At 60.5% G+C, this 22,822-nt stretch carries 18 protein-coding genes; 5 read left to right on the forward strand and 13 right to left on the reverse strand.

Annotated elements, in window-relative coordinates:
• Positions 1 to 85: 85 nt before the first annotated feature.
• The 4 genes from AC06G8_RS17980 to yyaC form a co-directional block, all read right to left on the reverse strand.
• Positions 86 to 1,297 carry a class I SAM-dependent methyltransferase gene (locus AC06G8_RS17980; RefSeq protein ID WP_480283458.1) on the reverse strand — a complete coding sequence of 404 codons (1,212 nt, stop codon included), beginning with the start codon at positions 1,295 to 1,297 and terminating at the stop codon, positions 86 to 88.
• A 141-nt stretch (positions 1,298 to 1,438) separates the two neighbouring features.
• On the reverse strand, positions 1,439 to 2,083 hold the full coding sequence (locus AC06G8_RS17985; RefSeq protein WP_480283459.1) for a DUF6483 family protein: 645 nt from the start codon (positions 2,081 to 2,083) through the stop codon (positions 1,439 to 1,441).
• Positions 2,084 to 2,125: 42 nt separating this feature from the next.
• Positions 2,126 to 2,959, reverse strand: coding sequence for an alpha/beta fold hydrolase (locus AC06G8_RS17990; protein WP_480283460.1), 834 nt, complete (start codon positions 2,957 to 2,959; stop codon positions 2,126 to 2,128).
• A 124-nt stretch (positions 2,960 to 3,083) separates the two neighbouring features.
• The gene (yyaC, locus tag AC06G8_RS17995; protein ID WP_447664960.1) at positions 3,084 to 3,716 is read right to left on the reverse strand and encodes a spore protease YyaC; all 633 of its coding nucleotides are present in this window, start codon (positions 3,714 to 3,716) and stop codon (positions 3,084 to 3,086) included.
• A gap of 154 nt (positions 3,717 to 3,870) precedes the next feature.
• Between yyaC and AC06G8_RS18000 the strand changes: the two genes are divergently transcribed.
• Positions 3,871 to 4,101: a DUF1128 domain-containing protein gene (locus AC06G8_RS18000; RefSeq protein WP_021879974.1), complete on the forward strand. Its 231-nt coding sequence runs from the start codon at positions 3,871 to 3,873 to the stop codon at positions 4,099 to 4,101.
• Between the two features lie 90 nt (positions 4,102 to 4,191).
• Here AC06G8_RS18000 and AC06G8_RS18005 read toward each other — a convergent pair whose 3' ends face one another.
• The 5 genes from AC06G8_RS18005 to AC06G8_RS18025 form a co-directional block, all read right to left on the reverse strand.
• Positions 4,192 to 4,644, reverse strand: a complete 453-nt coding sequence (locus tag AC06G8_RS18005) for a hypothetical protein (RefSeq protein WP_447665018.1) — start codon at positions 4,642 to 4,644, stop codon at positions 4,192 to 4,194.
• 310 nt (positions 4,645 to 4,954) lie between these two features.
• Complete coding sequence (locus AC06G8_RS18010; protein WP_480283461.1) at positions 4,955 to 6,613, reverse strand: UDP-glucose--hexose-1-phosphate uridylyltransferase; 1,659 nt, start codon at positions 6,611 to 6,613, stop codon at positions 4,955 to 4,957.
• 44 nt (positions 6,614 to 6,657) lie between these two features.
• Positions 6,658 to 7,644, reverse strand: a complete 987-nt coding sequence (gene galE, locus AC06G8_RS18015) for a UDP-glucose 4-epimerase GalE (RefSeq protein WP_447664962.1) — start codon at positions 7,642 to 7,644, stop codon at positions 6,658 to 6,660.
• Between the two features lie 136 nt (positions 7,645 to 7,780).
• Positions 7,781 to 8,962: a galactokinase gene (locus AC06G8_RS18020; RefSeq protein WP_480283462.1), complete on the reverse strand. Its 1,182-nt coding sequence runs from the start codon at positions 8,960 to 8,962 to the stop codon at positions 7,781 to 7,783.
• 566 nt (positions 8,963 to 9,528) lie between these two features.
• The gene (locus AC06G8_RS18025; RefSeq protein ID WP_480285464.1) at positions 9,529 to 15,150 is read right to left on the reverse strand and encodes a S8 family serine peptidase; all 5,622 of its coding nucleotides are present in this window, start codon (positions 15,148 to 15,150) and stop codon (positions 9,529 to 9,531) included.
• Between the two features lie 627 nt (positions 15,151 to 15,777).
• On the opposite strand from AC06G8_RS18025, the gene AC06G8_RS18030 reads away from it, so the two are divergent.
• Positions 15,778 to 16,644, forward strand: a complete 867-nt coding sequence (locus AC06G8_RS18030; RefSeq protein ID WP_480283463.1) for an AraC family transcriptional regulator — start codon at positions 15,778 to 15,780, stop codon at positions 16,642 to 16,644.
• Between the two features lie 68 nt (positions 16,645 to 16,712).
• Here AC06G8_RS18030 and AC06G8_RS18035 read toward each other — a convergent pair whose 3' ends face one another.
• Positions 16,713 to 17,777: an asparaginase gene (locus AC06G8_RS18035; protein ID WP_480283464.1), complete on the reverse strand. Its 1,065-nt coding sequence runs from the start codon at positions 17,775 to 17,777 to the stop codon at positions 16,713 to 16,715.
• 263 nt (positions 17,778 to 18,040) lie between these two features.
• On the opposite strand from AC06G8_RS18035, the gene AC06G8_RS18040 reads away from it, so the two are divergent.
• The 3 genes from AC06G8_RS18040 (at position 18,041) to AC06G8_RS18050 (ending at position 20,079) form a co-directional block, all read left to right on the forward strand.
• Positions 18,041 to 18,532 (forward strand): YtxH domain-containing protein, encoded by a 492-nt coding sequence (locus AC06G8_RS18040; RefSeq protein ID WP_447664966.1) that lies wholly within the window; start codon positions 18,041 to 18,043, stop codon positions 18,530 to 18,532.
• 14 nt (positions 18,533 to 18,546) lie between these two features.
• A complete protein-coding gene (locus AC06G8_RS18045; protein ID WP_447664967.1) occupies positions 18,547 to 18,747 on the forward strand; it encodes a hypothetical protein in 201 nt (66 codons plus the stop codon).
• Between the two features lie 108 nt (positions 18,748 to 18,855).
• Positions 18,856 to 20,079: an NAD(P)/FAD-dependent oxidoreductase gene (locus tag AC06G8_RS18050; RefSeq protein ID WP_447664968.1), complete on the forward strand. Its 1,224-nt coding sequence runs from the start codon at positions 18,856 to 18,858 to the stop codon at positions 20,077 to 20,079.
• A 53-nt stretch (positions 20,080 to 20,132) separates the two neighbouring features.
• Here AC06G8_RS18050 and AC06G8_RS18055 read toward each other — a convergent pair whose 3' ends face one another.
• From AC06G8_RS18055 to AC06G8_RS18065, 3 genes are all read right to left on the reverse strand, one after another.
• Complete coding sequence (locus tag AC06G8_RS18055) at positions 20,133 to 21,677, reverse strand: DHA2 family efflux MFS transporter permease subunit (RefSeq protein WP_447665020.1); 1,545 nt, start codon at positions 21,675 to 21,677, stop codon at positions 20,133 to 20,135.
• A gap of 269 nt (positions 21,678 to 21,946) precedes the next feature.
• Positions 21,947 to 22,489: a general stress protein gene (locus AC06G8_RS18060; protein WP_447664969.1), complete on the reverse strand. Its 543-nt coding sequence runs from the start codon at positions 22,487 to 22,489 to the stop codon at positions 21,947 to 21,949.
• Positions 22,490 to 22,588: 99 nt separating this feature from the next.
• A complete protein-coding gene (locus AC06G8_RS18065; protein WP_021880240.1) occupies positions 22,589 to 22,744 on the reverse strand; it encodes a hypothetical protein in 156 nt (51 codons plus the stop codon).
• Positions 22,745 to 22,822: the final 78 nt, after the last annotated feature.

The following is a 22,822-nucleotide window of genomic DNA, read 5'->3' on the forward strand; positions in this document are numbered from 1 at the left end:
TACCCTCAATTAAGCGCGACAGAGAACCCTGTTTCGATAAAGAAACAAGGTTCTCTGTAGATATCGATAATAGGAAGGGAAGGATCTATAGTGAAGGAAGCCTTCCGGCCGCCGCAAGCTCCCGCTCGAGAGCCGGATCCAGATTGAGGCTGTCCCGATAACGGCGGTATTCCAGCAGCTTTTCCCTTTCGAGCTTGCCGCTTGGCGAGCTCTTTCTGCGGACCGCGCGGATCATCAGGTTTTTGGGCGTATGCTCAGGATCGATGAACTCCAGCACCTGAGTCCGATAGCCTGCCGCTTCCAGCAGCGCCGTCCGGGCCGCATCCGTCGCCAGCGCCGCGAACCGCTCCTTCAGCAGGCCATGCCCCAGGAGCGGAGCCAGCTCCTCGCTGCGTATTTGGCCGAATGCCTCGTGCTGGCAGCATGGCACCGACAGGATGACGGAAGCATCCCAGCCGACCGCCTTGGCCAGCGCCGCATCGGTTGCCGTGTCGCAGGCATGCAGCGTGACGACCATGTCCGCGGCCGACAGCTCGCCGAAGCGGCCGATGTCTCCCACCTGGAAGCGAAGCGACTCATAGCCGAGCCTGTCCGCCAGCGAGGAGCAGAAAGCGATGACATCCTCCTTGAGATCCAGCCCGATGACGGAAATGGAGCGCTTCTGCTCGATCGCGAGCAGGTGGTACAAGGCAAAGGTGAGATAGGACTTGCCGCAGCCGAAGTCGACGATCTTCAGCTCCCGGCCTTCAGGCAGCTGGTCGGCCACATCGTTCACCATTTCAAGGAAACGGTTGATTTGGCGATATTTGTCCTGCTTGTCCGCTTTCACCCGGCCTTCGGCAGTCATGATGCCGAGCTCGACAAGGAACGGCGCCGGCATGGAGCCTTCAAGCATCCGCTTTTTCGTGCGGTCATGGGAAGCCGGTCCGCCCTCCGCCATCTTCGCGGTTGCCGGCTTCCGGAGCAGCGCCGCTTTGCCCTTTTTGTTCAGCAGAAGCTGAAGATCGGCCTCCGGCGTCTTGAAGATCGCCTGACGGTAATGCTCCTTCATGAGCAGGACGATGCGCGCAGCTGCGGCCTCCGGCTCGAGATTCTCATGAAGCACCTTGGTCTTATGATGGCTCTCGAACTGGTAGCGGAAGCCCGACTTCAGCTTGACCGGCCTGACAACCGTTCGCGGCGCGACCTCGTCCGAGCTTTTCCTCAGGCCGCTCATCGAAGCTTGAAGAAGCTCCCCTCTCTCGGCTGCTTCGCCTATCGCCTGCTCCCAGGCGGTCGTTTCCTCTTGCTTGTCCATGTCATCCATAACTCCTTCTTGAATCGTTTCCGCCAAGCGGGGCCCCGCTCCGGCGACAGGCCGGTGCGGGGCCCCGCTTGGGAGGATCCGAACTGCTCGTGTGATTGTTAGGGCAGCTTCCTTCCTGTACCTTGGAAGCGCCTATCCTATACGGTCTTCCTTGAGAGCCGCAAGAAGCTCAAGCCGGGTAACCCCTCCCGCAGCGAGCCGCCGATCGTCGTGAAGCAGCAGCCTGCGGTAAAACGCCTCGTTCTCTCCCGGCGCCAGCTCCCCGTCCTCCTCAAGCTCGAACATCAGATCCTCGGCGCCGGCAAAATTTCCCCGCTGCTCCATCCAGCGGGCTGCCAGCCGCTTCGTATCCGGGGGCAGCTCATAGGAAGCAAGCGCCTCAAGCTGGCGTTCGGCTTCTTCGTCCGGATCCGCCACAATCCGTTCCGCGCCCATCAGGGACAGCCTCATGAACAGATGGATCGATTTGATCCTGAGCGCGAAGGCGGCGGATTCCTGTCCAAGCTCCAGCAGCAGGTCCGCTTCCTCGCGGAGCAGGACGGCAAGCACCTGCAGCTGGGCATGATCCGGATTCCCGCTGCGAGACAGCATGGCGACGAGATCCTCGTCGGACAGGCTGCGCAGCAGGCGCGAGTTGAGCCGGAACTGCTTCTCCAGCAGCTCCTCGATCGCCTGGAGCGCCTCGGCATGCCTCAATTCTTTTTTGAGCCCAAGCACGGCCGCAGCTACCTGTCCGAGCTGCTCGATCATCCGCATGATATAATCCCGCTGGAACATGAATTCCTTCCTTCCCGCCGCCGGAATATCCAGCCTGGCTGTTTATTCGCTGGCCGGGAAGCTCTCCCGCATCCAATCATCGATCGCTTCCGCCAGCTTCTCCGGAGCTTCCATCATCCCCATATGCCCGCTGCCTTCCAGTACGATCGTGCTGGAACGGCTGCCGCGCGCGGCGAACACCCGCTCCGGCGGAACGACGCCGTCCTTGGCTCCGGCGACGAGCAGCACGGGCAGCTCCGACTGCTCCACGACACCGCTGCGGTCGGAACGGGCTTTCATGCCGAGCGCTACGGCAGCGGCGCTCTCCGCCGACGTGCCGTAGCCGATCTCCTTCGCCCGTACAGCAAGCTCGGACTCGGCCCGCTCGGGCGCGAACAGCTTCGGCACAAGGCCGTCCACGAAGGGCTTGATGCCGTCAGAGCGCAATGCCGCAGCCGCCTTGTCGCGCCCGGCTTGCGCTTCGGCGCTGTCCGGCAGCGGCGTGGAGTGGACAAGTGCGAATCCTTTCAGGAGGGCTGCATGTCTTTCGGCCAGAGCAAGCGCCGCATATCCTCCGAGCGAGTGGCCCAGCACGACAGCCGGCCCAATTTCCAGCGCATCCAGGAGGGCGGCGACATCCTCCGCCAGCTCCTCCATGCCGAGCACCGCTTCCCGGGCTCCCGAAGAACCGCCGTGGCCGCGCAGATCCGGCGTCAGCACCCGATACCTTTTTTCCAGAATCGGAAGCACTTTCTCCCAATAGGCGGAGCTTCCGCAGAAGCCGTGCAGAAGAACAAGCACATCCTCTTGTCCCGCTGCGCCTCCATTGTCTCTATAGGCCAGCTCCGTGCCGTTGCTCAGCGTCAGCTTGCGGGTTGCAAGCGATCGGTCGGACATCTTCGATCATTCCTTTCCTAATCCTGATAAGTTGAACTCGGAATTCGAACTTCGCTTCTCCAGAATCCTTCCATCCGCTCCGCCGGCTTGTGCACATCAATGGTTCATCATATAAAAGCCGGCATCAAGAAGCGTCATTGCCCCTGCGACTGCCCGCCGACCTGCTCGCGAAACCGAATTGGCTGTCCGCTCCGCCCTCCGCGGGCATGTCCGAGGGAGCCGCAGGCCAGGCAGCCGCAGCTGCGTCCGCGATTCCCTGCGCCATGCCGATCACGCGGTAAAGGCTTGTCGTCTGGATGATCCAATAGGGTTTATGCCCCTGAGTATTGACGACAGCGGCGACGCTGTAGTCTCCTACTGGCGGCAGCTGCTGCCCGATGGCTTGTCCCGGCTGAAGCGGACCGCTGCGCACGAGATAAAGCCCCGTCGATTCCGAGCGGCCGAGGCAAGCATCGATGGCGATGACGCATGCCGCCTCGCTGAGTGTCGCCAGAATCGGACCGACCTGCTCCGAATCGCATGGCTGCTCAAGCGTTCCCGTTACCCGGGGAAAGCCTTTTTCCCGCAGCATGGAGCCGGCGAGCGGTCCCAGCGAGTCGCCCGTCGAACGGTCGCTTCCGATGCATAGAAAGACGACCTCGTCTCGCAAGGGATGTTTCTCGGCAACCGATTCAAAAAACGTTTCCAGACCCCGCCCGTCGACCCTTGCCCACTTGGCCGCGTCTTCCGGACGGATTTGCTTCAGTTCCCGCTTCATATCCGCGCCCCCATTTTGCGCTGGCAGTTTAGTTTGCTTCTATTGTACCGGAAGCGCAGGCTCCGTTCAATTTGCGGCGGGATGGCGCAGCATGGGAAGGCAACGGCTTTCATGGTACAATGGTTGAAAGCCATATATCCGCAGGAGGTTTTCCATGACTGACCTTAGCCAGCCGACCCAGGAAAATGTAGAATTCATGATCGAAGCCATCAAAACCAAGCTGAAAATGGCCACAGCGGCCGCCATGCAGGCTTCCAGCTTCGGACCGGGCTGCTATGAGGATATCCGGGAACTCTATGAAATCGTATCGTCCAAATCCAACTTCAGCATCAGCGAAGTGGAAGCTCTCGTCTCCGAGCTCGGCAAGCTCCGCGCGCCGCGCTGATCCCTGTCCGGGCCGCAGGGCCGCAAGGCTCCGGAGAGCAAAAAACACCCCCGCATGCCATGCATGCGGGGGTGTTTGGCTTGTCGCCGTTTAGACGGCTTCTTTTTCCGGTGCAGCTTCGCTTGCAGCCGCTTCTTCGGCAGCCGCTTCCACGGAAAGCTTCACGCTCACGAGCTTCTGCTCGCCGCGAAGGAACTGCGCCAGCCGCTCGAGCTTGTCGGCCAGCTCCGGTCCCGTAAGAGATACGTTGAGCTGATAGCCGAATTGGTCGGCCGGCAGCTTGATCTCGCGCGGCAGGTAAGCGAATTCGCCCGCTTCCGTGTTGGAGCCTGCCAGCTGGTCCGGATAGAACTTGTCGGATTTGTTGACCACGCGCTCGTAAATGCGCAGCTTCTTAAGGAGCATGTAATATTGAGCGGAATGCTTGAAGCCCCAAGCTTCCCGGATATCTTTCAGCGTGTAATCCGTCTTCCAGCGCTTAAGTTTCTCAACTTGCTCATCGGATTCCAGCTTCAAAAATTCATCAAGCGGCATAATCGGCATCAAATTTTACCCCTCCAAATATCATGATGTGTCTCATTATCATTTATTAATTAACGAATATACATTAAAAAATACCATAGAAATTTGACTTATACAATTATTTTTTTGCTTGAATGCGTTAATTTTCATCTTATTATTCGCCATTATTGAACATATGCTTCTACCCTTTCGAAAAAATGTTCACCTTTTCCAGCCAATTCGACATCGTTCGCGCTCTCTCTTTCATTTGGCGCATAAAAAAACGCAAAACGGCTTGAATACCGTTCTGCGTTTTCGTGCAGCCATGTCCATCGGCCTCCATATGTTCCGCTCAGCCGTTGACCGGCTGCAGCTCCGCAGCGGCGGCAAACCGCTTGAACGCAGCGCGGCCCTCAGCCGTCCGCTTATAGACGCCCGCATCGGTCAGCACCTGCAGGAACTTGTCTCCTGCGGAATCCAGAACCGCTTGCATAGCGGCTTCGCGATCCATCGTCTTGCCCCATTGATGCTGAAGCTCGGCGAACCAACGATCATGCGGAGCCATGGCCGCACCGTCCGCACCCGCTGCGACATCATTCCATTGCAGCGATCCGGAGAGGCAGGCAGCGATGATTTCCATTTCCGCCTTGAGCCGCCCGGGCAGCACGGCCAGCCCCATCACTTCGATCAGGCCGATATTTTCCCTCTTCAGATGATGGAGATGGCGATGCGGGTGGAAGATGCCTTCGGGATGCTCCTCGCTGGTCCGGTTGTTGCGAAGCACGAGATCAAGCTCGTACACTCCGTCTTCCCTGCGCCTTGCCACCGGAGTAATCGTATTATGCGGAATGCGCGTTCCACCCGTCTCCGTATAAGCATGGATCTCCGCCTCCGGATCGCTGTACCCTCTCCACGCGTCGAGCACATCCGATGCGGCTTCGGCGAGCTGCCGCCGGTCTCGTCCCGCCAGCCGCAGCACGCTCATCGGCCACCGGACGATTCCGTAGGAAATGTCCGGCCGGGACGAATGGGAGAAGCTCTCCTCTACGGGCGCCTCTTCCATCGGGAAGACATGCCGTCCTCCCTGGAAATGGTCATGGCTGAGGATCGAGCCTCCGACTATGGGAAGATCCGCGTTGGAGCCGACGAAATAATGCGGAATCTGCTCCGTGAATTCCAGCAGCCTCCCGAAAGTGCGGTGCGTGATCGACATCGGGCTGTGCTCGGCCCGGAAGACGATGCAATGCTCCTTGTAGTACACATACGGAGAATATTGAAGGAACCAGGACTCGCCGCTCAGACGCAAGGGCAGGATCCGGTGGTTCTGCCGGGCCGGATGATCGGCTCTTCCGGCATAACCCATGTTCTCCTTGCACAGCAAGCACTTCGGATAGGCCGAAGGGGGCATGCTTCTGAGCATGGCGATCTCGGCTGGATCCTTTTCCGGCTTGGATAAGTTGACGGTCATTTCGAGCGGTCCGTAAGCCGTCGGATGGATCCAGTTCATATTGAGCGCGACGCGGTCGAGACGGATGTAGTTGGCATCGATATTGAGCCGATAGAACTCATCCGTCGCCTTCCGGATGCCGCGCTCCGCTGCCGCAGCCCGGAAGCGGGCATGCGTCTCGGATGGCCGCGGCATAAGCAATCCCATCAATCGAGCATCCAGCAAATCCCGCTCTGTAGCGCTGTCCCGGATCATGCCGGATGCGGCGGCATAGTCGAGAAGCGGCCGCAGCAGCTCCGGCGCCTCGGCTCCCGTTGCCGGCAAGCCTGCCGCCAGCTTGGCCCTGTCGGCGTCATTCGGCGCATCCAGCAGCCCTTGCTCCCAGGACGGAAGCTCTTCCGAGCCTGCCGCTGGAGCAGCCAGACCGTACAGGTCAAGGAGCGAGTTGCGCGCCGAGCCTGCGTCCAGCGGCTCCAGCATGCCCCTCTCCAGCGCGTAGGCGACCAGCCTTCCGATTGCTTCCGAGACATCCTGCTCATGCGGAATAAGTGGAATTTCATTCATGGAAATGCTCTCCTCTCGGGAATACGGCCTGTCTTGACAGCCGTTTAGCTGTTGTAGCCTTGCGGCTTGGCCTGGTGCCACTGCCAAGCGCTGGCGATGATGTTCTCCAGATCGCTGCGCTGCGGATTCCATCCCAGCTCACTGCGGGCCTTCTCGGAAGAAGCGACCAGCACAGCGGGATCGCCGGCTCTGCGCGGCTCGATCACCGCCGGAATCTCGCGTCCCGTAATCCGGCGAGCGATCTCGATGACTTCCTTCACGGAGAAGCCGTGTCCGTTGCCCAGATTGTAGACGGCGCTGTCCGCTCCTTGACGCAGGCGCTTGACGGCGAGCATATGGGCGTCGGCAAGGTCGCTGACATGGATGTAATCGCGGACGCAGCTGCCGTCTGCCGTCGGGTAATCTTCTCCGAATACCGAGATATGAGTCCTCTGGCCCAGAGCCGTCTGGAGCACGATCGGGATCAGATGCGTCTCGGGATCATGATCTTCCCCGATGCGCCCGCTCTCGTGAGCGCCTGCGGCATTGAAATATCGAAGGGATACGAACCGGAATCCGTGCGCCCGGTCGAACCAGCGGATCATTTTTTCCATCGCCAGCTTCGTTTCCCCATATGCATTGGTCGGCTCCGTGCGGTCCAGCTCGGAGATCGGCACCTGCTCAGGCTCTCCATAAGTCGCCGCCGTGCTGGAGAAGACGATCCGGCGCACGCCGGCGCGGTTCATCGCTTCAAGCAGGCACAGCGTTCCATAGACATTGTTATGGTAGTATTTGCCCGGGTCCTTCATGCTCTCCCCGACCAGGCTGCTCGCCGCAAAATGGATGACCGCGTCGATGGAGTTCTCGCCGAATACCCGGTCCAGGAACCCGGCATCCCGCAAATCCCCCTCGTACAGCTTCCCGCCGAGCACCGCCTCGCGGTGGCCCTGCTGCAGGTTGTCGACTACGACAACCTCCTCGCCATTTTCCAGCAGCGCGGCTACTGCATGCGAACCGATATAACCGGCTCCTCCCGTTACCAATACAGCCATGGTTCTCTCTCCTCTCGAAAAGCTCGTCTATTATGCTGCCTACTGAATCATACGACAAATTCCGCCGCTTGGGCATCCGGCTTGGGATGCTGGTTGTCCAAGGGCCGGAAGCTTCATTGTCCGGCAATCGCAGCGATCAGAACGGAGCGTCCAGACGGCCGGCGCCGCCGCCGATCGAGCAGACGTAGAAGTCCGGGATCAGCCCTGTCTTCTTCGTATAATTCTCCGCTACAGCGGCTTTGAAGCCGTCCACGCTGTCCTTGCGGACCAGGGAGACGGTGCAGCCGCCGAAGCCGGCGCCTGTCATCCGGGAGCCAAGCACGCCTGGCACCATGCGAGCCGCTTCCACCATGGCGTCAAGCTCCGGACCAGTTACTTCGTACAGATCCCGCAAGGAATCGTGGGATGCGTTCATCAGGGCTCCGAATGCGTTCAGGTCGCCCTTCTCGAGCACCTGCACCGATTCCAGGACGCGGGCGATTTCTTCCACGACATGCTTCGCGCGCTTGCGGACCGTATCGCTCGCTATCCGTCCGGACTCCTGTTCCAGCTGCTCCGGGGTCAGCTGCCCCAGCAGCGTCAGGTCCGGGAAGGCGGAGCGGAGGTCTTGCACAGCCTGATCGCATTCCGCCCGTCTTTCGTTATATTTGGAATCGACGAGGCCGCGCCGCTTGTTCGTATTGCCGATGACGAGGACGCAGTCTCCCGAATCGAATGGGACATGCCGATGCTCCAGCGTATCGCACATCAGGAGGATCGCCTCGTTCTCGCGGCCGTTCGCCACCGCGAACTGGTCCATGATGCCGCACTGGACGCCGTTGAACTCGTTCTCGGATTTCTGGGCCAGGAGCGCAAGCTCCGTCCTGTCGATGTCATGCCCGCCTTCGGCCAGCAGCGCGTAGGCCGTCAGCACTTCGATGGAAGCGGAGGAAGAAAGGCCGGCTCCGTTTGGAATCTCTCCGTTGTACAGCATGTCATAACCGTGGGCAGGCCCTTTTCCGCGGTTCTGAAGCTCCTTGACGACCCCTTTCGGATAGTTCATCCAGTCGTCCTCCTCGCGGTAGGCGATGGAGTCCAGATCGATCTCTCCCGTCAGCGGGAAGTTGGCGGATGCCATCCGCAGCACCCGGTCCCCGCGGGGACGAAGCAGCAGCGTCGTGCCGAACGTCAGCGCCGCCGGGAACACATAACCGCCGTTGTAATCCGTATGCTCTCCGATCAGGTTGACTCGGCCCGGAGCGTAATAATAATGGATGTTTTGCCCGTTCTCGCCGAAAGCTTGCAGGAATTGCTGGTTCAGTTGAAGCAGATCCGCCATTTTGATCATCCTGTTCATAAGGAATTTTGGAGCCAGCCTTCGGCAAGCTTCAGCTGTCGCCGGCCGCTTCTCTTGCTGTCATCTATAGGTCCAGTATAAAGCTGCGGGAGCCGGCATGGTATGGCATGATGTGCGGTTCTTATGGATTTTTGTGACACAAGCAGAACGACCTTGCCAACTGGATAGTTGGCGGTCGTTCGCGCAGAGAAGGAAAGACGGGATGGGTTCCCCGCATCCCTCTTTCCTGACAAGCAGATCGACCTTGCCGGCCAGGTAGTTGGCGGTCGTTCGCGCAGAGAAGGAAAGACGGGATGAGATCTGCACATCCCTCTTTCCTGACAAGCAGAACGACCTCGCCAACTGGATAGTTGGCGGTCGTTCGCGCAGAGAAGGAAAGACGGGATGGGATCCGCGCATCCCTCTTTCCTGACAAGGGATCGATTTTGCCGGTTCCTGACAAGCGATCGGCCTGCCGCAATAGATAAAAAGCGGCCGCCACCCGCGGAAACGGTGACAGCCGCTTGATCAGATCCGATTAGAGCCGAATCGCTCCTATGCCGGAAAAGCTAGAAAATAACGATGATATGCTCCGAATTGCTCTGGGCTCCCCGGTTGTCGGTCACGGTGAGAGTCACCTTGTAGATGCCGGCCTTGCTGTACTTATGGACGGCTTTGACTCCCGATCCGCTCTTGCCGTCGCCGAAGCTCCAGCTGTAGCTGGCGATGCTTCCATCCGGATCGCTGGATGCGGATGCATTGAACGTAATGTCCTTGCTCTTTTGTCCGACGGATGGAGCGCTGATTTTTGCGCTAGGCGGACGATTCGGTGTTGGTGTTGGTGTTGGCGTTGGTGTCGGCGTTGGCGACGGTGTCGGCGTTGGCATTGGTGTCGGCTTTGGTGTTGGCGTCGGCTTTGGTGTCGGTGTAGGCACTGGCGTTGGTGTCGGTGTCGGTGTTGGTGTTGGCGTTGGTGTCGGTGTTGGTGTTGGTGTTGGTGTTGGTGTCGGCACCGGTGTCGGTGTTGGTGTCGGCGTTGGTGTCGGTGAAGGCACCGGCGTCGGCGTTGGCGTCGGCGCCGGAGCGCTGACGTACAGCTTGCCCGGAGCCTCCGTTACGGCAGTGTTGCCTGCCGCATCCTTGGCCGAGAGGACGATGATGCCGCCCTGCAGCTGAAGAGCGGAAGAAGTCTGATAGGTTCCCGCGTAATGGCCTGGCGACGTCTCCGTCAGCGGGAAGCCGCTGCGGGCCGGCGAGCTTGCCCCTGCGGGCAGCTCGATCGTGAACGAAGCCGTCAGTCCCGGGCTGCTGTCGAAAGCAATCGCGACCGATTGGCCGGATTGGATATGGACGTCCTGCGCAGGCTGGATATTCGTGAGCGCCGGCAGCTTGCGGCTGACATAGACGTTGCGGACGACCGTATTCTCGTTGCCGGCCAGATCGGAGGCGATGACCGTAATGGCATTCGCGCCCTCTTCGACCAGCAGCTTCTGCGTGAAGCTTCCGTCTGCTTTCGGCTGAACCTTCTGCCCGTTGACGGTGAGCTGCTTGAAGAATTCATCCGCCGCAGTGCCGGTCACCGTCACGGCCTCCGCGTTCGTCACGGCGCCTTCGGCAGGGGATGTCACGGCCAGAGCCGGAGGCGTCCGGTCCAGAATGACCGTCACCGGCTCCGAGCGGTCCGTCGCCTTGCCTTCGATCACCGCTTCCGCCGTCAGCACATTCGCTCCGGCATGGAGGGTGACGGGAACGCTGAACTTCCTGCCCGCTACCGTTCCCGTTCCGCTTGGCTGGCCGTCGTTGTAGACCCGGATCTCGGCGCCGTCGGCCGCCGATGTGCCGGACACGGCAAGCTCGGCATTATTCGTATACGTATCCGCTGCCGGAGACGTAATGACAGGAGCATTTACAGCATAGCGCACCTGCGCCCGGATCATATAATTGCCTTCCTCCACGGGAGACGGGCTCCAGACGCCGTTGACCCGCTGCCAGCTGCGCAGCGCGTTTTTGCCGCTTTCGTCCGTTCCGAGCCCCGGAGAACTGAGACCTGCATTGGATTGGATATACACGATGTAGAAATCGCCTGATACCGTGATAGGCTGGGCAAGCGTCACTGTCGTCCACTGATCGTTGCGCAGGGCGGTTCCATCATAGGGTCCTGCCAAAAGCCTGCCCGGCGCTCCTGCGGAGCCCGATGCGTCGTATACGGCATACTTGAAAGCCGTTCCGCCCGGATTCGGGAATTCCGTGTTCCAGAATCGGAGCGACGCTCCCGTCACCTGGGCGGCTCCGCCTTCCGGCGTGAAGCGTACCGCCCAGGCGTTGTTCGCGGCGTTGAACGCCCTGGCGTTCTCGGCCGTTCCGTCATCGTAGGCGATTTCGCCCGGGAAGCCGATGAACGGCTTCAACTGGACGGCAAGCTCCACCGCCTTGTTGCCCGGCACAGTGACCGAGACCGTTTTGCTGTAATAATCTCCGCTCTGAACGGAAAGGGTGTACGTCCCTTCAAGCAGGTCGAACGTAAAGGTTCCGTCGGCTGCGGTGCGTACAGGCGCAACGGCCGCATCTTCCAGGACGGCGACAACGGCGCCGGAGATCGGCTCCCCGCTCCGCTCGTCGCGGACGACGCCATGGATTTGCCCATGCGGGATCGCTTCCAGGCTGAAGCTGGCCTTGGCCGTGCCGCCGTCCGTGATCTCGACGGGCTTCGTTTGCGGATAGTAGCCGTAGGCTTCGGCTTTCAGCGTGTAGCTTCCAGCCACATGGGAGAAGGAGAATTTGCCGGTGGCGGGATCCGTCTTGACCGAGCGACCCGTCTCCAGCACGGTGACCGTCGCGCTTGCCGGAAGGCTCTGAATGCCGATGCTTCCTTGGTCGGCCTGCTGCTGAGCTTGCGGCTGCGCCTGCGGCTTGAAGCTGGCTGCGTCCGTATGGCCGACCTTCAGAAGCGGGCCTTGGACCGAATTCTTCTGGCGGCCCGGAATCGCCGCTGCTGCGGCATCGCCTTGCGTCTGCAAGGAGGCTGATGTATCCAGAATGCGGAAGTCGTCCAGATACCAGCCCGCCTTGACGACGCTGCTGTCCGACTTGAGCCGGAACCGGATCTGCACGGTCGAGCCTGCATAAGCATCCAGATTGTAGACGACCGGCGTCCACTGCTTGCCTGCGGTGTTGTCGGAGAAGCGCAGCAGCTCCGTCCAGGTGGCGCCTCCATCGCGCGAGGCTTCCACAAGGCCGAAGTCATAGCGGCCCTCGATCTCGTACCATTGATTGAACGTCAGCGACGCATGTCCTGCCCCGGTCAGATCGATCGGCGGCGAAACGAGCGAATAATCGGCGCTCGACTCATAGGTCGAATCCAGATCCGTCCCCCACACATTTGGAGGCGAGGCTGCCGCTGCTGGTCCCAGAGCCGTCGGAATGCCGCGCTCCCACTCGTCCTTCGTGCCGGAATGAGTCCAGCCGTTATCCGTATCCCCGTCGAAGTCATCCTCGTACAGGATGCCGGCCCTGCTGACCGACACGGTGACCGGATCGGATTTCGGACCGATATTGCCGCTGTAGTCCTGGGCCGATACGGCATACGAATAGGTCGCTTGCGTCGCCGTCACCGTATCGGTGTAGGAAGCCGCCGGCGCGACGCCTATCTGCTCGTACGAGGCGCTTCCCTCCGCCGCGCGGTAGACCACGAATTGCTTGAGGTCCTCGTCGGCGGGCGGCGTCCACGTCAGGCGGACATTGCCGAGCACGTCGGCTTCGCCTGCAAGGCCTGTCGGCGCTCCGGGAGCCTGGCTGTCCGGTCCGTCGATGGAGATGTCGTCGAGATACCAGCCGGCTTTGTTCTGGGTATTGTCGCTCGACAGATTGAAGGCGACCAGAACCTGCTGGCCTGCGTACGGAGCCAGGTCGATATGCTGGGTTTTCCAGCCTCCGCTCGCTCCGGTGAAGGAAACGGCCGGCACGAATTCATTGTTCGTGCTTGCAGCGGAGATATAGACGGTTCCATTGTCATAGTTGGTCTCCAAGTCGTACCAGTGCTTGAAGCTCAGGACGGCGCCCTGCGGGCTGTCCGTCAGGTCGATCGGAGGAGCGAGCAGATAGGAGTTGGAGTTGGAGGCATAGGTGCCCGTCAGATTGGTCGCGGCGACCTTCTGCCCCGAAGCGGCTCTGCCCGGTCCGCTGACCGGCACGCCCCATTGCCATGGAAGGCCTTCGCCTCCGGTCGAGAAGCCCGTCCAGCCGCTCTCGAAGTCCTGCGCGTAGCCAGGCTTCACGCCGTCGCTGACTTCAACGGAGTAGACCGGAGATTGAATGCCGTTATTGCCGTAATCGTTGACCCGGATGTAATAGTCGAGTCCGGCTTTCGTCACGAGGAATGCGGGAATCGAAGCCGAGTAGATCCCGTCCTTGTAATCGCCCGACACTCTCTCGGCAGGAAGGTACACGTACGTCTGGGTTCCTTTTGCCCGCGCGAATACTTCGACCGAGCTCACGCTCACATTGTCGTAGACATGAGCGGTGATCGGAACGTCGAAGCCGGTGAAGGCCGTCGTTACGGGCACATGCTCCAGCACGGGCTCCTCCAGATCATCCCCGCCGGTCACGACTTTGCCGGATACGGTTCCGATGCCTTGAAGAACGGAGCCTACGGCGTCCAGCGCGTTGATGACGCCATGCCCGTAGCCGTTGTTGGGACTGTTCGGATAGGCACTGTCCGTTCTCGGAGTCGCCGTATTCATGATGATGGACTCCAGCTGGTCGACTGTCAGGGAATGGTTCGCCTGCAGCAGCAGCGCGGCCAGAGCGGTCGTATGAGGTCCCGCCATGGACGTGCCGTTCCAGCCTCCTTCATATCCGCCCGGAATCGAGGAGCGGATATTGACGCCCGGCGCGGACACCTCCGGCTTGATCTCGCCGTAAGGCGACGGACCCCGCAGCGAGAAGTCGGCCAGGTTGTCGGAGATGTCGGTCGCTCCGGTCGCGAACGATTCCGGATAGTTCGCCGGATTGGCGACCGATCCCGGTCCGCCCGGGTTCGTCAGCGTCGTGTTGCCGGCCGAGAACTCGGGGAAGATGCCCGCGCTTCTCCATGCCTGCACGATCGGCCGGAACCACTCGTCGATGCCGGCTCCTCCGCCCCAGGAGTTGTTCACGACGTCCGGCGCCAGCTCCGGATGCAGATTGCCTTGCGCATCGACCGGAGCGAGCAGCCATTGGCCTCCGTCCAGAATGATGCTGTCGGTCGTTTCCGGATCGAAGATCCGGACCGCGATCCATTTCGCTCCCGGCGCCACGCCGATCTGGTTGGAGCCGTCCGCTTCCGAGCCGACCATCGTTCCCATCGTATGGGTTCCGTGGCCGTCGCCGTCAGAAGGCAGCAGCGCCCCGCTATGCGGATCGTACCAGCTCAGCTCCGGATGGACGACGGCGCCGGATGCGTCCAGGCCGCGCCATTTGCGCTGCAGGGCGGGGTGGGTATAATCCACGCCCGTATCGAGGTTGGCGACGACGATGCCGGTCCCGTCGATGCCCTGGGCCCATACCTGCGGAGCGTTGATGCGGGCGATGTTCCACTCCACGCTGCTCGGCGCGGCAGCCGGCACGGCTACAGCCTCCTTCTGGACTCCGGCGGCCGGCTGCGCCGCTGTTCCGGCGCCGGGCGCCGTCACGTCCGGCTTCACCTCGGTCTTCTGCAGATAGCGGGTTTCGTCGGGCAGCACCTTGTCGACCCCCGGAAGCTTGGAGAGCTCCTCCATGACCTCCTTCGTGCTCGTGACCGCCAGCGCGTTGACGATGAAGTAGCTTTTGTAGCTCTTCACTTTTCCGCTCTTCTGCGCTTTCTCCAAGTAGTCGTCCAGCTCCGATTGAGTCTGCAGGGCAGTATCTCTAAGCGTGCTGACGACCGCGCTGCGGGCGGACAGCTTCGCCGCGGACAGCGTCGCCTTTTGCAGGGAAGCCTTCTGCAGCGCCTGCTTGGACACCGATGCCGTATCGACCTGGGCTTTCATTTTGACGAGATAAGTGACGTATTCCGACTGCCCGAACTGCTTGAGCAGCTTGCCGTCCACCTTGGCGGCCGCGGCTTTCTGAATGGATGAATTGCGGTCAAGCTTGTCCGAAGCTGCGGAGCCAGCCGCATGGATCGGTTCCAGAAACGAGAATGCGAGCAGGACGGCCATCAGGACAGCCATCGGTCTCTTGCTTTTCTTTCTAAAATTCAAACTTAACCACTCCCTATACTTGGTTTAATGGGATCAGCGTTTCTGCTGCCGCCGCCGGACGGCGGTCGAATTCATCACCCCCTTCAAAAGGATCGGATTGGCCCACCCTGCAGTGCCCCTGCATCGAGTAGGATGATAGCTGCGGGAGCCGATGACAGGAAGCAGCGCTGGAACGGGAGCGGCTGCGGGGAATGCGGGAGGGAGGCGGATCAAGGGCTGGCTGCAGTGGCTGCGCGAGCGAAATGCGGATCTATCCGAATCATGCCGATTGGCAAGGAATCTTGTCTTAGAATAAAGCAAGTATAGTCTCGTATTTTCGGATTCACAATCGAAATTTTTGGAATTTTCTTACTAAAATTAAAATTGATTCCCAAGTCCCTCTCCCTCTAGGAAATAGAACATAGGCATCATTCGACAAGGCCGGGATCTCCAGCAAAGCCGAAGGCCGATATGCCCATCCTTCTTTCCGCGAGCGGCCAGGCAGGCATGCCTCCTTCGTACCGGTCCTCTATCGCTCGCGCCCGGCGCAGAATTCGGGTACACTTTCGCTAGAGAGCATGCGGCTCATGATCGGAGACGGGGAAGGAGAATCGGCGGATGGAGAAGAGCTTTTACTACAAGGTCGTTCCCGCTTCCGAAGAAGGCGCGGAGATGCCGCTGGAGGTTTTGTTCGCAGGAGAGAGCCAGACGAAGCCCGGACATCGATTGGGGCCGAAGGTGCATGATTTCTATCTGCTTCATCATGTGCTGTCGGGAAAAGGGGAGTTTCTATGCCGCGGCGCCGTCCATCGGCTCGAAGCCGGCCAATCCTTCCTCATCGAGCCCGGGCAGCTGGTCTCTTATCAAGCTGATCCAGCCGACCCATGGTGCTACCGCTGGATCGCCTTCCAAGGACCATGGGCGCCGCATGCCGCTGCGGCCGCCGGGTTCGACGTCGCCTCTCCGACAGCGGATACGGGACGCTGCAGCCGACCGAGGCTTGCGCTCAAGCGGAGCATGCGCTATCTGCGGCAGCCGGCGGGAGCTCAGCTCGGCGCCGTCGCTTGCCTGCATGCCGTGCTGGCCGAGTTTGCCGCCGCGCGCGGCAGGGAATCGAGGCCGGAGCCCGGCGAAGGCTCCGACGACGGAGGCATCGCTTCCCAAATGATCCGGTATTTGTCCACTCAATATGCGGAGCCGATCAGCATGGAGGGGATGGCGGAATCGTTCGGCTACAGCCGAGCCTACCTGTCCCGGGTGTTCAAGCAGCATGCCGGCATGTCGCCGGTTTCGTTCCTCCTGCGGCTGCGCATCGACAAGGGGCGGCGCATGCTTCGCGAACGCCGGGATTTGACTGTCGAGCAGATCGCCTCGTCCGTCGGCTTGCAGGATGCCCTGTATTTCTCCAGACAGTTCCGCCGTTTCCACGGCGAATCTCCGACCGATTACCGAGAGTCGGTATGGCATTCCCTGCGGGAGCCTTGACCGGCCGTAAAAAAAAAACGGTCTGGACCGAAAAGGTCCAGACCGTTTTTATAAATAATTGCCTGCGCTCAAGTCCATTCCAGCTTGAGAACGGCTTCCCTGCGTCCGGTCGCCGTACCCATGTCGTTGATCATTTCCTCGGGATAGGCTTCTCGGATCTTCCTGGCCGCTTCCGTCAGCTTCGCGGCGTCAACGCCGCGAAGGCGGGCCGCTTCATCTCCCGCCTGCTCCAGCACGGAGGCGGCTATGACCGGCCATGCGCTCTCTCCGCCGTCCAGCACTTTGAACGCGACTCCGAGACCGGCTTCGGGAAGAGCCAGGGCGAACACTCCCTGCGCTCCGCTTTTGGCCACGATGCCCGAGGCGAGAAGCACGCTGGCCAGCCTGCCCTGTCCTTCGACCAAGTCGGGATAAGCAAGCATCGCGGCCGAGATCCGCCGGGCTGCGCTGCGCAGCGGCTCATCCGCCCAGTCGTCGGGTGGACTCGCCAGCCGGGCGTAAGCCAGCGCAAGCCTCTCCAGAGGAACGATGAACACAGGCAGGCCGCAGCCGTCGACGGCGCTTCCGATGGCGCTCTCATCCAGATCCGTGAACAGGGCGATATGGCGGAGCAACTCCTGCTGCAGCGGATGATCCATGGCCGTATATCCTTCCAGAGGCCAGCCGTTCATCCGGCAAAAGGCGAGCAAGCCGATATGCTTGCCGGAGCAGGTATGGTACAGCTTGCGCGGCGGCAGCTGCCTGCGCATGACATCATCCCGTTCGTTCCGCCCGAGCGGATAATCGGGATGGAAAGCAAGCTGTTCCTCGCGGACGCCGGTCAGCTCCAGCATCTTTTCCAACAGCTCGACATGCTGCTCCCCGCCCCGGTGCGATGCGGACATCAAGGCGATCGCGCCTTCCGGGAGCCCGTAATGCTCCATCAATCCCGCCGCTATGCCTGCAGCGGCCTGCAGCGGCTTCGCCGTCGAGCGCATGAAGGAGACGGACCCGGCATCGCCAGCGCGCGCGGCCGGCGCGCCACCCGCATGCCGCGCAGCCAGATGTCCGGCATGGCTGTTCTCCTTCCAATCCCCTCGCGTCGTCATCGACAGCTCCACGCCGTCACGGAAAGCTTCGTTACGTTCTTCCATCCTCAGCATCCTTCCCGTCCCCCCGCGGCCGGAGTTGCCTGCCTGCGGGACATTATCCTACCTTCATATTCTGCCGGCTCTCCGCAGGTTCAAACCGTCCGGCTCCGGCAGCGTTCAACATGACGATTCATTATACCAGTCCGGGGAGGCCGTTCACCACTCCTTCCAAAGATAACCTCCTGCCGCCGCCCGCAATTAAGGTTTCAACGGACGTGCAGACGTTTATAAATTCAACAACAACCACTTGAAGGAGATGAACGGATATGGCAAACGAAACAACGGCAAAAAGCGGTGGAATGACAAAAGGACTTTTGATCGGCGGCGCGATCGGCGCGGCGGCGGCACTGCTGTTCGCACCGAAGCCAGGCAAGGAGCTCCGCTCCGATCTCGCCCGCAAATCTTCGGATGCGGCTGATTACGCCAAGCGTCAGGGAGCCATGCTCACCGAGCAGGCGAAGGGCGTCGCAAGCACGGCGGGAGAGAAGGCTTCCGCCCTCACCTCCAAGGTGCAGGAGCTGGCCGCCAAGGCCAAGGATGCAGCGCTGATCCAGCAGGATGTCATCAAGGAAACGGCCGCGACCGCGATCGCGGAAACGAAGGATGCCGTAACGGACGTGAAGGACCATGCGCAGAAGGTCGCTTCGGAAGCTACCCGGCATGTGGACAACATCAAGAGCGAAGCTTCCGACAACCACGACAAGGCGATGAAAGACACGCCGTCCATCAACAAATCCAACTCCAGCTTCAACAACTAAGGAGGCCGATGGCCATGAGCGGAGGCAGCCGGGAGGAATTCCCCCAGCCTGACGGCCAGGCCGGCAGCAAGCACCGGGATATCGAGGATGCGCGCAACGGCTCCATGGTTCAAGACGAGCAGGATATGAAGCGGCTCGGCAAGGACATGGAAAGGATGCGCACCAATTCCGAGCTCGAAGAGGAAGGGCTCGTTCCCGATCCGGCCCAGGATTGATCGTCTCAAGCAGCGGCGCCGTCCATCAATGATGGACGGCGCCGCTTTTTGGCTTGCCCTCATGAATTCAGGGTGATCGCTCCATAATAAGTCGGGAGGTGCACCACTATGAAAGACCATCACGCGGGAAACCTATATTGGCCGCATACGCTCGCCGCCGTCCCTTCCTACCCCGCCCTTGAAGGCCATGCGAAGGTCAAGGCCGCCATCATCGGGGGCGGCATGTCCGGCGCGCTGTGCGCGCTTCTTTTTGCCAGGAGCGGCATCTCTTGCTGCGTGCTGGAAAGGGATGCCGTAGCAGGAGCCAGCACTTCGGCCAATACCGGCCTGCTGCAATTTTCCAACGACATCATGCTCTGCCGTCTGATGGAACAGATCGGCAAGCAGGATGCGATACGCTTTTACCGAGCATGCAAGGAATCGTTGGAGCACCTCGCCCTGGTGGCAGGCTCGCTTCCGGCGGACACCGGCTTCCGCCGCCGCAGCAGCCTCTACCTCGCTTCCGCGGATGAGGACCTTGCGGGCGTGCAGGCGGAGTATAAAGCTTTGCATGAAGCAGGATTCCCCGTCGATTGCTGGAGTGCCGAGGATATCCGGTCCCGCTTCCCTTTTTCCGGTCCAGGAGCGGTCGTGACCCGGGGCGATGCGGAAGTGAACCCGTTCCGCTTGGTCCATGCCCTGGCCGCAGAAGCGGCAGCGAACGGAGCGGTCGTCTATGAAGGAACCGAAGTGGCTCGGCATACGACCGGTACCGATGGAGTCCACCGGCTGGAAACGGCAGGCGGCGCGATTGTCGAGGCCGACCATGTCGTCTATGCCGTCGGCTATGAGCCCGAAGAGCTGAGGGGAAAGCTTCTCAAAGCGGAGATCAACCGCTCCTTTGCCGGTGTCACGCCGGTGCAGTCATCGTTCGGCGCGTGGCACGAGCGCATGATGATCTGGGAGACTGCCCGTCCTTACCTGTACGTCCGCACGACTCCCGAGGGGAGAGTCGTCATCGGCGGTCTGGACGAGCCGTCAGCCGCTCCCGTCCATGACGAGCAAGCGCGCCTGCGCCGAATGGACAAGCTGTCCCGCAGCCTCGCCTCCATGTTCCCCATGCTGGACAGCACGCTCGAATACGAATGGAGCGCGGCGTTCGGAGAGTCGCTGGACAATCTTCCTTTCATCGGCCGCGATCCAGCCTGGAGGAACGTCTATTACTGCCTCGGTTACGGGGGAAACGGAACCGTATACAGCATGATGGGGGCATCCATTCTCCGTGATCTCATCCTCGGCTTCGAGCATCCGCTGGCCGACCTTGTCGCCCTTGACCGCCCGGGGAGAATATAACGCAAGAAACCTCCTTTGCCCGCGGACGGACAAAGGAGGTTTCTTCGGTTTCTTTATTGCTGCGAGCTTGCCGCCGGAGTCTGGGAGGAGTCGGCCGGCTTCGCGGGACTGTCCGGAGTTACCTCGACATGCGGCTGCGTCTTGCGTATGAAGAACGCCAGCACGAGCGCGGCCGCGGATATCCAGGTCGCAACCAGGAAGGCCAGGTTGATGCCGTGGATCGTCGCTTCCTGGGTGATGTGCAGGACGGCTTTGGCGTTCGCCGGGTCTTTCGGATCGAGTCCGGCGGCCGTAATCATCTCGGCGCCCTTGCTCTTGGCGCTGCTGCTCATGATCGACACGAGCAGCGCCGTGCCGAGAGCTCCGGCAACGGTCCGCAAGGTGTTGGACATCGCCGTTCCGTGCGCGATCATCCGCCTTGGGAGCTGGTTCAAGCCCGCGGTCATGATCGGCATCATGAGCATGGACATGCCGAACATACGGGCGGTGTACAGCCAGATCAGATGCGTGTAGCTCATGTTGTCGGTCAGCCTGCTGAATTCGAACGTCGTCACGACCGTAATGGCAAGGCCGGTGACCGCCAGCCAGCGGGCTCCGACTTTATCGAAGATGATGCCGGTGACAGGGCTCATGATGCCCATGAGGATCGCGCCGGGGAGCAGCAGCAGGCCCGCCTTCATCGGAGAGAAGCCCAGAATCTTCTGCAGGTACAGCGGAAGCAGGATCATCGCGGCGAACATGGCCATCGTCACGAGAATGTTGATGATGGTCGTCAGCGTGAACATATCGAATTTGAAGACGCGGAACTCCAGAATCGGATTTTTGATGACGAGCTGCCGCCATACGAGCAGCACCAGGCTGACGCCTCCGATGATGAGCATCCAGAGGACGAGCTGGCTGTCCCAGCCTTTCGTGCCGGCTTCGCTGAAGCCGTACAGAAGGCCGCCGAAGCCGGTTGTCGACAGGACAACGCCCCAGTAATCAAGAACGGGCTTGGACTGCGGCAGCACGTTGCGCATGCGGAACATGCCGAGAACAAGCGAGACGAGAGCGATCGGCAGGACGATGTAGAAGAGCACCGGCCAGCTGTAATGCTGAATGACCCATCCGGACAGCGTCGGGCCGACGGCAGGCGCGAAAATCATCGCGATGCCCATCATGCCCATCGCCTGGCCCCTCTTCTCGACCGGGAAGATCGTCATGAACACGACGTTCATCAGCGGCATCAGGATGCCGGCGCCGGCAGCCTGGATCAGGCGGCCAGTCAGCAGGACCGGAAACCCTCCCGCGACGGCGCAGACGACGGTGCCGATGCAGAAAAGAACCAACGATAAAATAAACAGCAGCCTCGTTGAAAAACGGGCGACCAAATAAGCGCTAAGCGGAACGAGGATGCCGTTGACGAGCATGAAGCCCGTCGTCAGCCACTGGGCCGTGTTCGTCGTGATGCCCAGATCCTCGGACATTTGGGGCAGGGCGACATTGATCAGCGTCTGGTTGAGCAGGGACACGAAAGCTCCTATAATCAATGCAGCCACCAGAGGAGCTCTTTTGAATCCAGCTGCTCCTCCCGCAGCGGTTGGACTTGCGGTACTCATACGGTTTTCACCACTCTCGCTTTCTCTCTATATCCAGGCTATGGCCCGGAAATTAACTCAATTAATTAAATTTTACTTCTAAAACGTTTGGAGCGTCAAACCGGCTGAGCCGCCGCCTACCGGACTATTGTCCGCAAAAGAGGCCTCCTGCTTCCGTTTAGGCTTGTTTTTGACCTCGCACAGCATCTGAAGGGCTGTTTCTTCTATATAAATGTAAATCTGTACGAACGCAAAAAGCCGCCTCGCAGGCGGCCGCATCGCATTGCTTCTTAGGTCAGAATCGTCGTGGCGCCATTGGAACGGAAGATCGTCTCGGCTCCGGCCAGCGAATCCTGGGAAGGACCATCCGCCTCGTAGACGCTGTCCGATCCGTCCTCGCGATCGGCGATCAATACGATTCCGCCTTCCGCGACGGCGTCCCTCGCCTCTTCGGCCAGATTGTCGCTGAGCCCAAGCTCCTTGAAGATCGACTCGAACGGCGTATCTCCGCCGATGACGTCGTCGGCAAGCACGTATCCGCCGGCAAAAAACGGCGCTCCGCCGCTGGATATGGTATTGCCGCCGAATGGCGCGGCGCCGACGACAAAGCCCGTTCGATCCAGCGGGTAAGCTCCCGAGTCGTTGCGGCGAGCTTCCTTGATGTCCTGGAGCTCGTCGGCATGGACATCGGTATCGGATTCGATGAAGCGGATCGAGTCGCGGTCGCGTCCGAGCACCTTGATCTCATCCGGGGCGAATCCTCCGTCACGGAGCGCCTGAACCGCCTTGACGGCATTTTCCTGATTGTCGAAAACAGCGATCGTCTTGCTCATTCTGACTTCCTCCTTCAGTACGGAATTGTAAGGCCAATTATCACTATTCCCTCGCGGTGTCCGCCTCATGCGGACCGCGCCGTCATGGCGCATGCCGGATCAGAACATGGGGATGATATAGCGGATCAAGAAGTACAGCACTCCGAAGAAGATGATGATGTAGGCGGCATATTTGATGAATGTGGCGGCCACCATGCTGGAGTCCGATTTATGCTCGACATGCCGCTCTTCGACCTGTACGTTGCGGTTATCCATGTGCGGTTCCTCCCTTCGCTTGCGATTTTCGCTTAGGGTTCATTACCCATGCCCTTGGAAGGAAAAACCGGCTCTGGA

The organism is Paenibacillus sp. SJS-P3, assembly GCF_056711585.1.

What these genes read in the sequence shown, in the direction of transcription:
- AC06G8_RS18050 (WP_447664968.1), top strand. Translation starts at nt 18,856, where the DNA reads ATGAAAGACCATCACGCGGGAAACCTATATTGGCCGCATACGCTCGCC.
- AC06G8_RS18020 (WP_480283462.1), bottom strand. Translation starts at nt 8,962, where the DNA reads ATGGCGGATCTGCTTCAACTGAACCAGCAATTCCTGCAAGCTTTCGGC.
- AC06G8_RS18000 (WP_021879974.1), top strand. Translation starts at nt 3,871, where the DNA reads ATGACTGACCTTAGCCAGCCGACCCAGGAAAATGTAGAATTCATGATC.
- AC06G8_RS17985 (WP_480283459.1), bottom strand. Translation starts at nt 2,083, where the DNA reads ATGTTCCAGCGGGATTATATCATGCGGATGATCGAGCAGCTCGGACAG.
- AC06G8_RS18010 (WP_480283461.1), bottom strand. Translation starts at nt 6,613, where the DNA reads ATGAATGAAATTCCACTTATTCCGCATGAGCAGGATGTCTCGGAAGCA.
- AC06G8_RS18025 (WP_480285464.1), bottom strand. Translation starts at nt 15,150, where the DNA reads ATGGCTGTCCTGATGGCCGTCCTGCTCGCATTCTCGTTTCTGGAACCG.
- AC06G8_RS18005 (WP_447665018.1), bottom strand. Translation starts at nt 4,644, where the DNA reads ATGCCGATTATGCCGCTTGATGAATTTTTGAAGCTGGAATCCGATGAG.
- AC06G8_RS17980 (WP_480283458.1), bottom strand. Translation starts at nt 1,297, where the DNA reads ATGGACAAGCAAGAGGAAACGACCGCCTGGGAGCAGGCGATAGGCGAA.
- AC06G8_RS18055 (WP_447665020.1), bottom strand. Translation starts at nt 21,677, where the DNA reads ATGAGTACCGCAAGTCCAACCGCTGCGGGAGGAGCAGCTGGATTCAAA.
- AC06G8_RS17990 (WP_480283460.1), bottom strand. Translation starts at nt 2,959, where the DNA reads ATGTCCGACCGATCGCTTGCAACCCGCAAGCTGACGCTGAGCAACGGC.
- galE (WP_447664962.1), bottom strand. Translation starts at nt 7,644, where the DNA reads ATGGCTGTATTGGTAACGGGAGGAGCCGGTTATATCGGTTCGCATGCA.
- AC06G8_RS18040 (WP_447664966.1), top strand. Translation starts at nt 18,041, where the DNA reads ATGGCAAACGAAACAACGGCAAAAAGCGGTGGAATGACAAAAGGACTT.
- AC06G8_RS18035 (WP_480283464.1), bottom strand. Translation starts at nt 17,777, where the DNA reads ATGGAAGAACGTAACGAAGCTTTCCGTGACGGCGTGGAGCTGTCGATG.
- AC06G8_RS18030 (WP_480283463.1), top strand. Translation starts at nt 15,778, where the DNA reads ATGGAGAAGAGCTTTTACTACAAGGTCGTTCCCGCTTCCGAAGAAGGC.
- AC06G8_RS18060 (WP_447664969.1), bottom strand. Translation starts at nt 22,489, where the DNA reads ATGAGCAAGACGATCGCTGTTTTCGACAATCAGGAAAATGCCGTCAAG.
- AC06G8_RS18065 (WP_021880240.1), bottom strand. Translation starts at nt 22,744, where the DNA reads ATGGATAACCGCAACGTACAGGTCGAAGAGCGGCATGTCGAGCATAAA.
- yyaC (WP_447664960.1), bottom strand. Translation starts at nt 3,716, where the DNA reads ATGAAGCGGGAACTGAAGCAAATCCGTCCGGAAGACGCGGCCAAGTGG.
- AC06G8_RS18045 (WP_447664967.1), top strand. Translation starts at nt 18,547, where the DNA reads ATGAGCGGAGGCAGCCGGGAGGAATTCCCCCAGCCTGACGGCCAGGCC.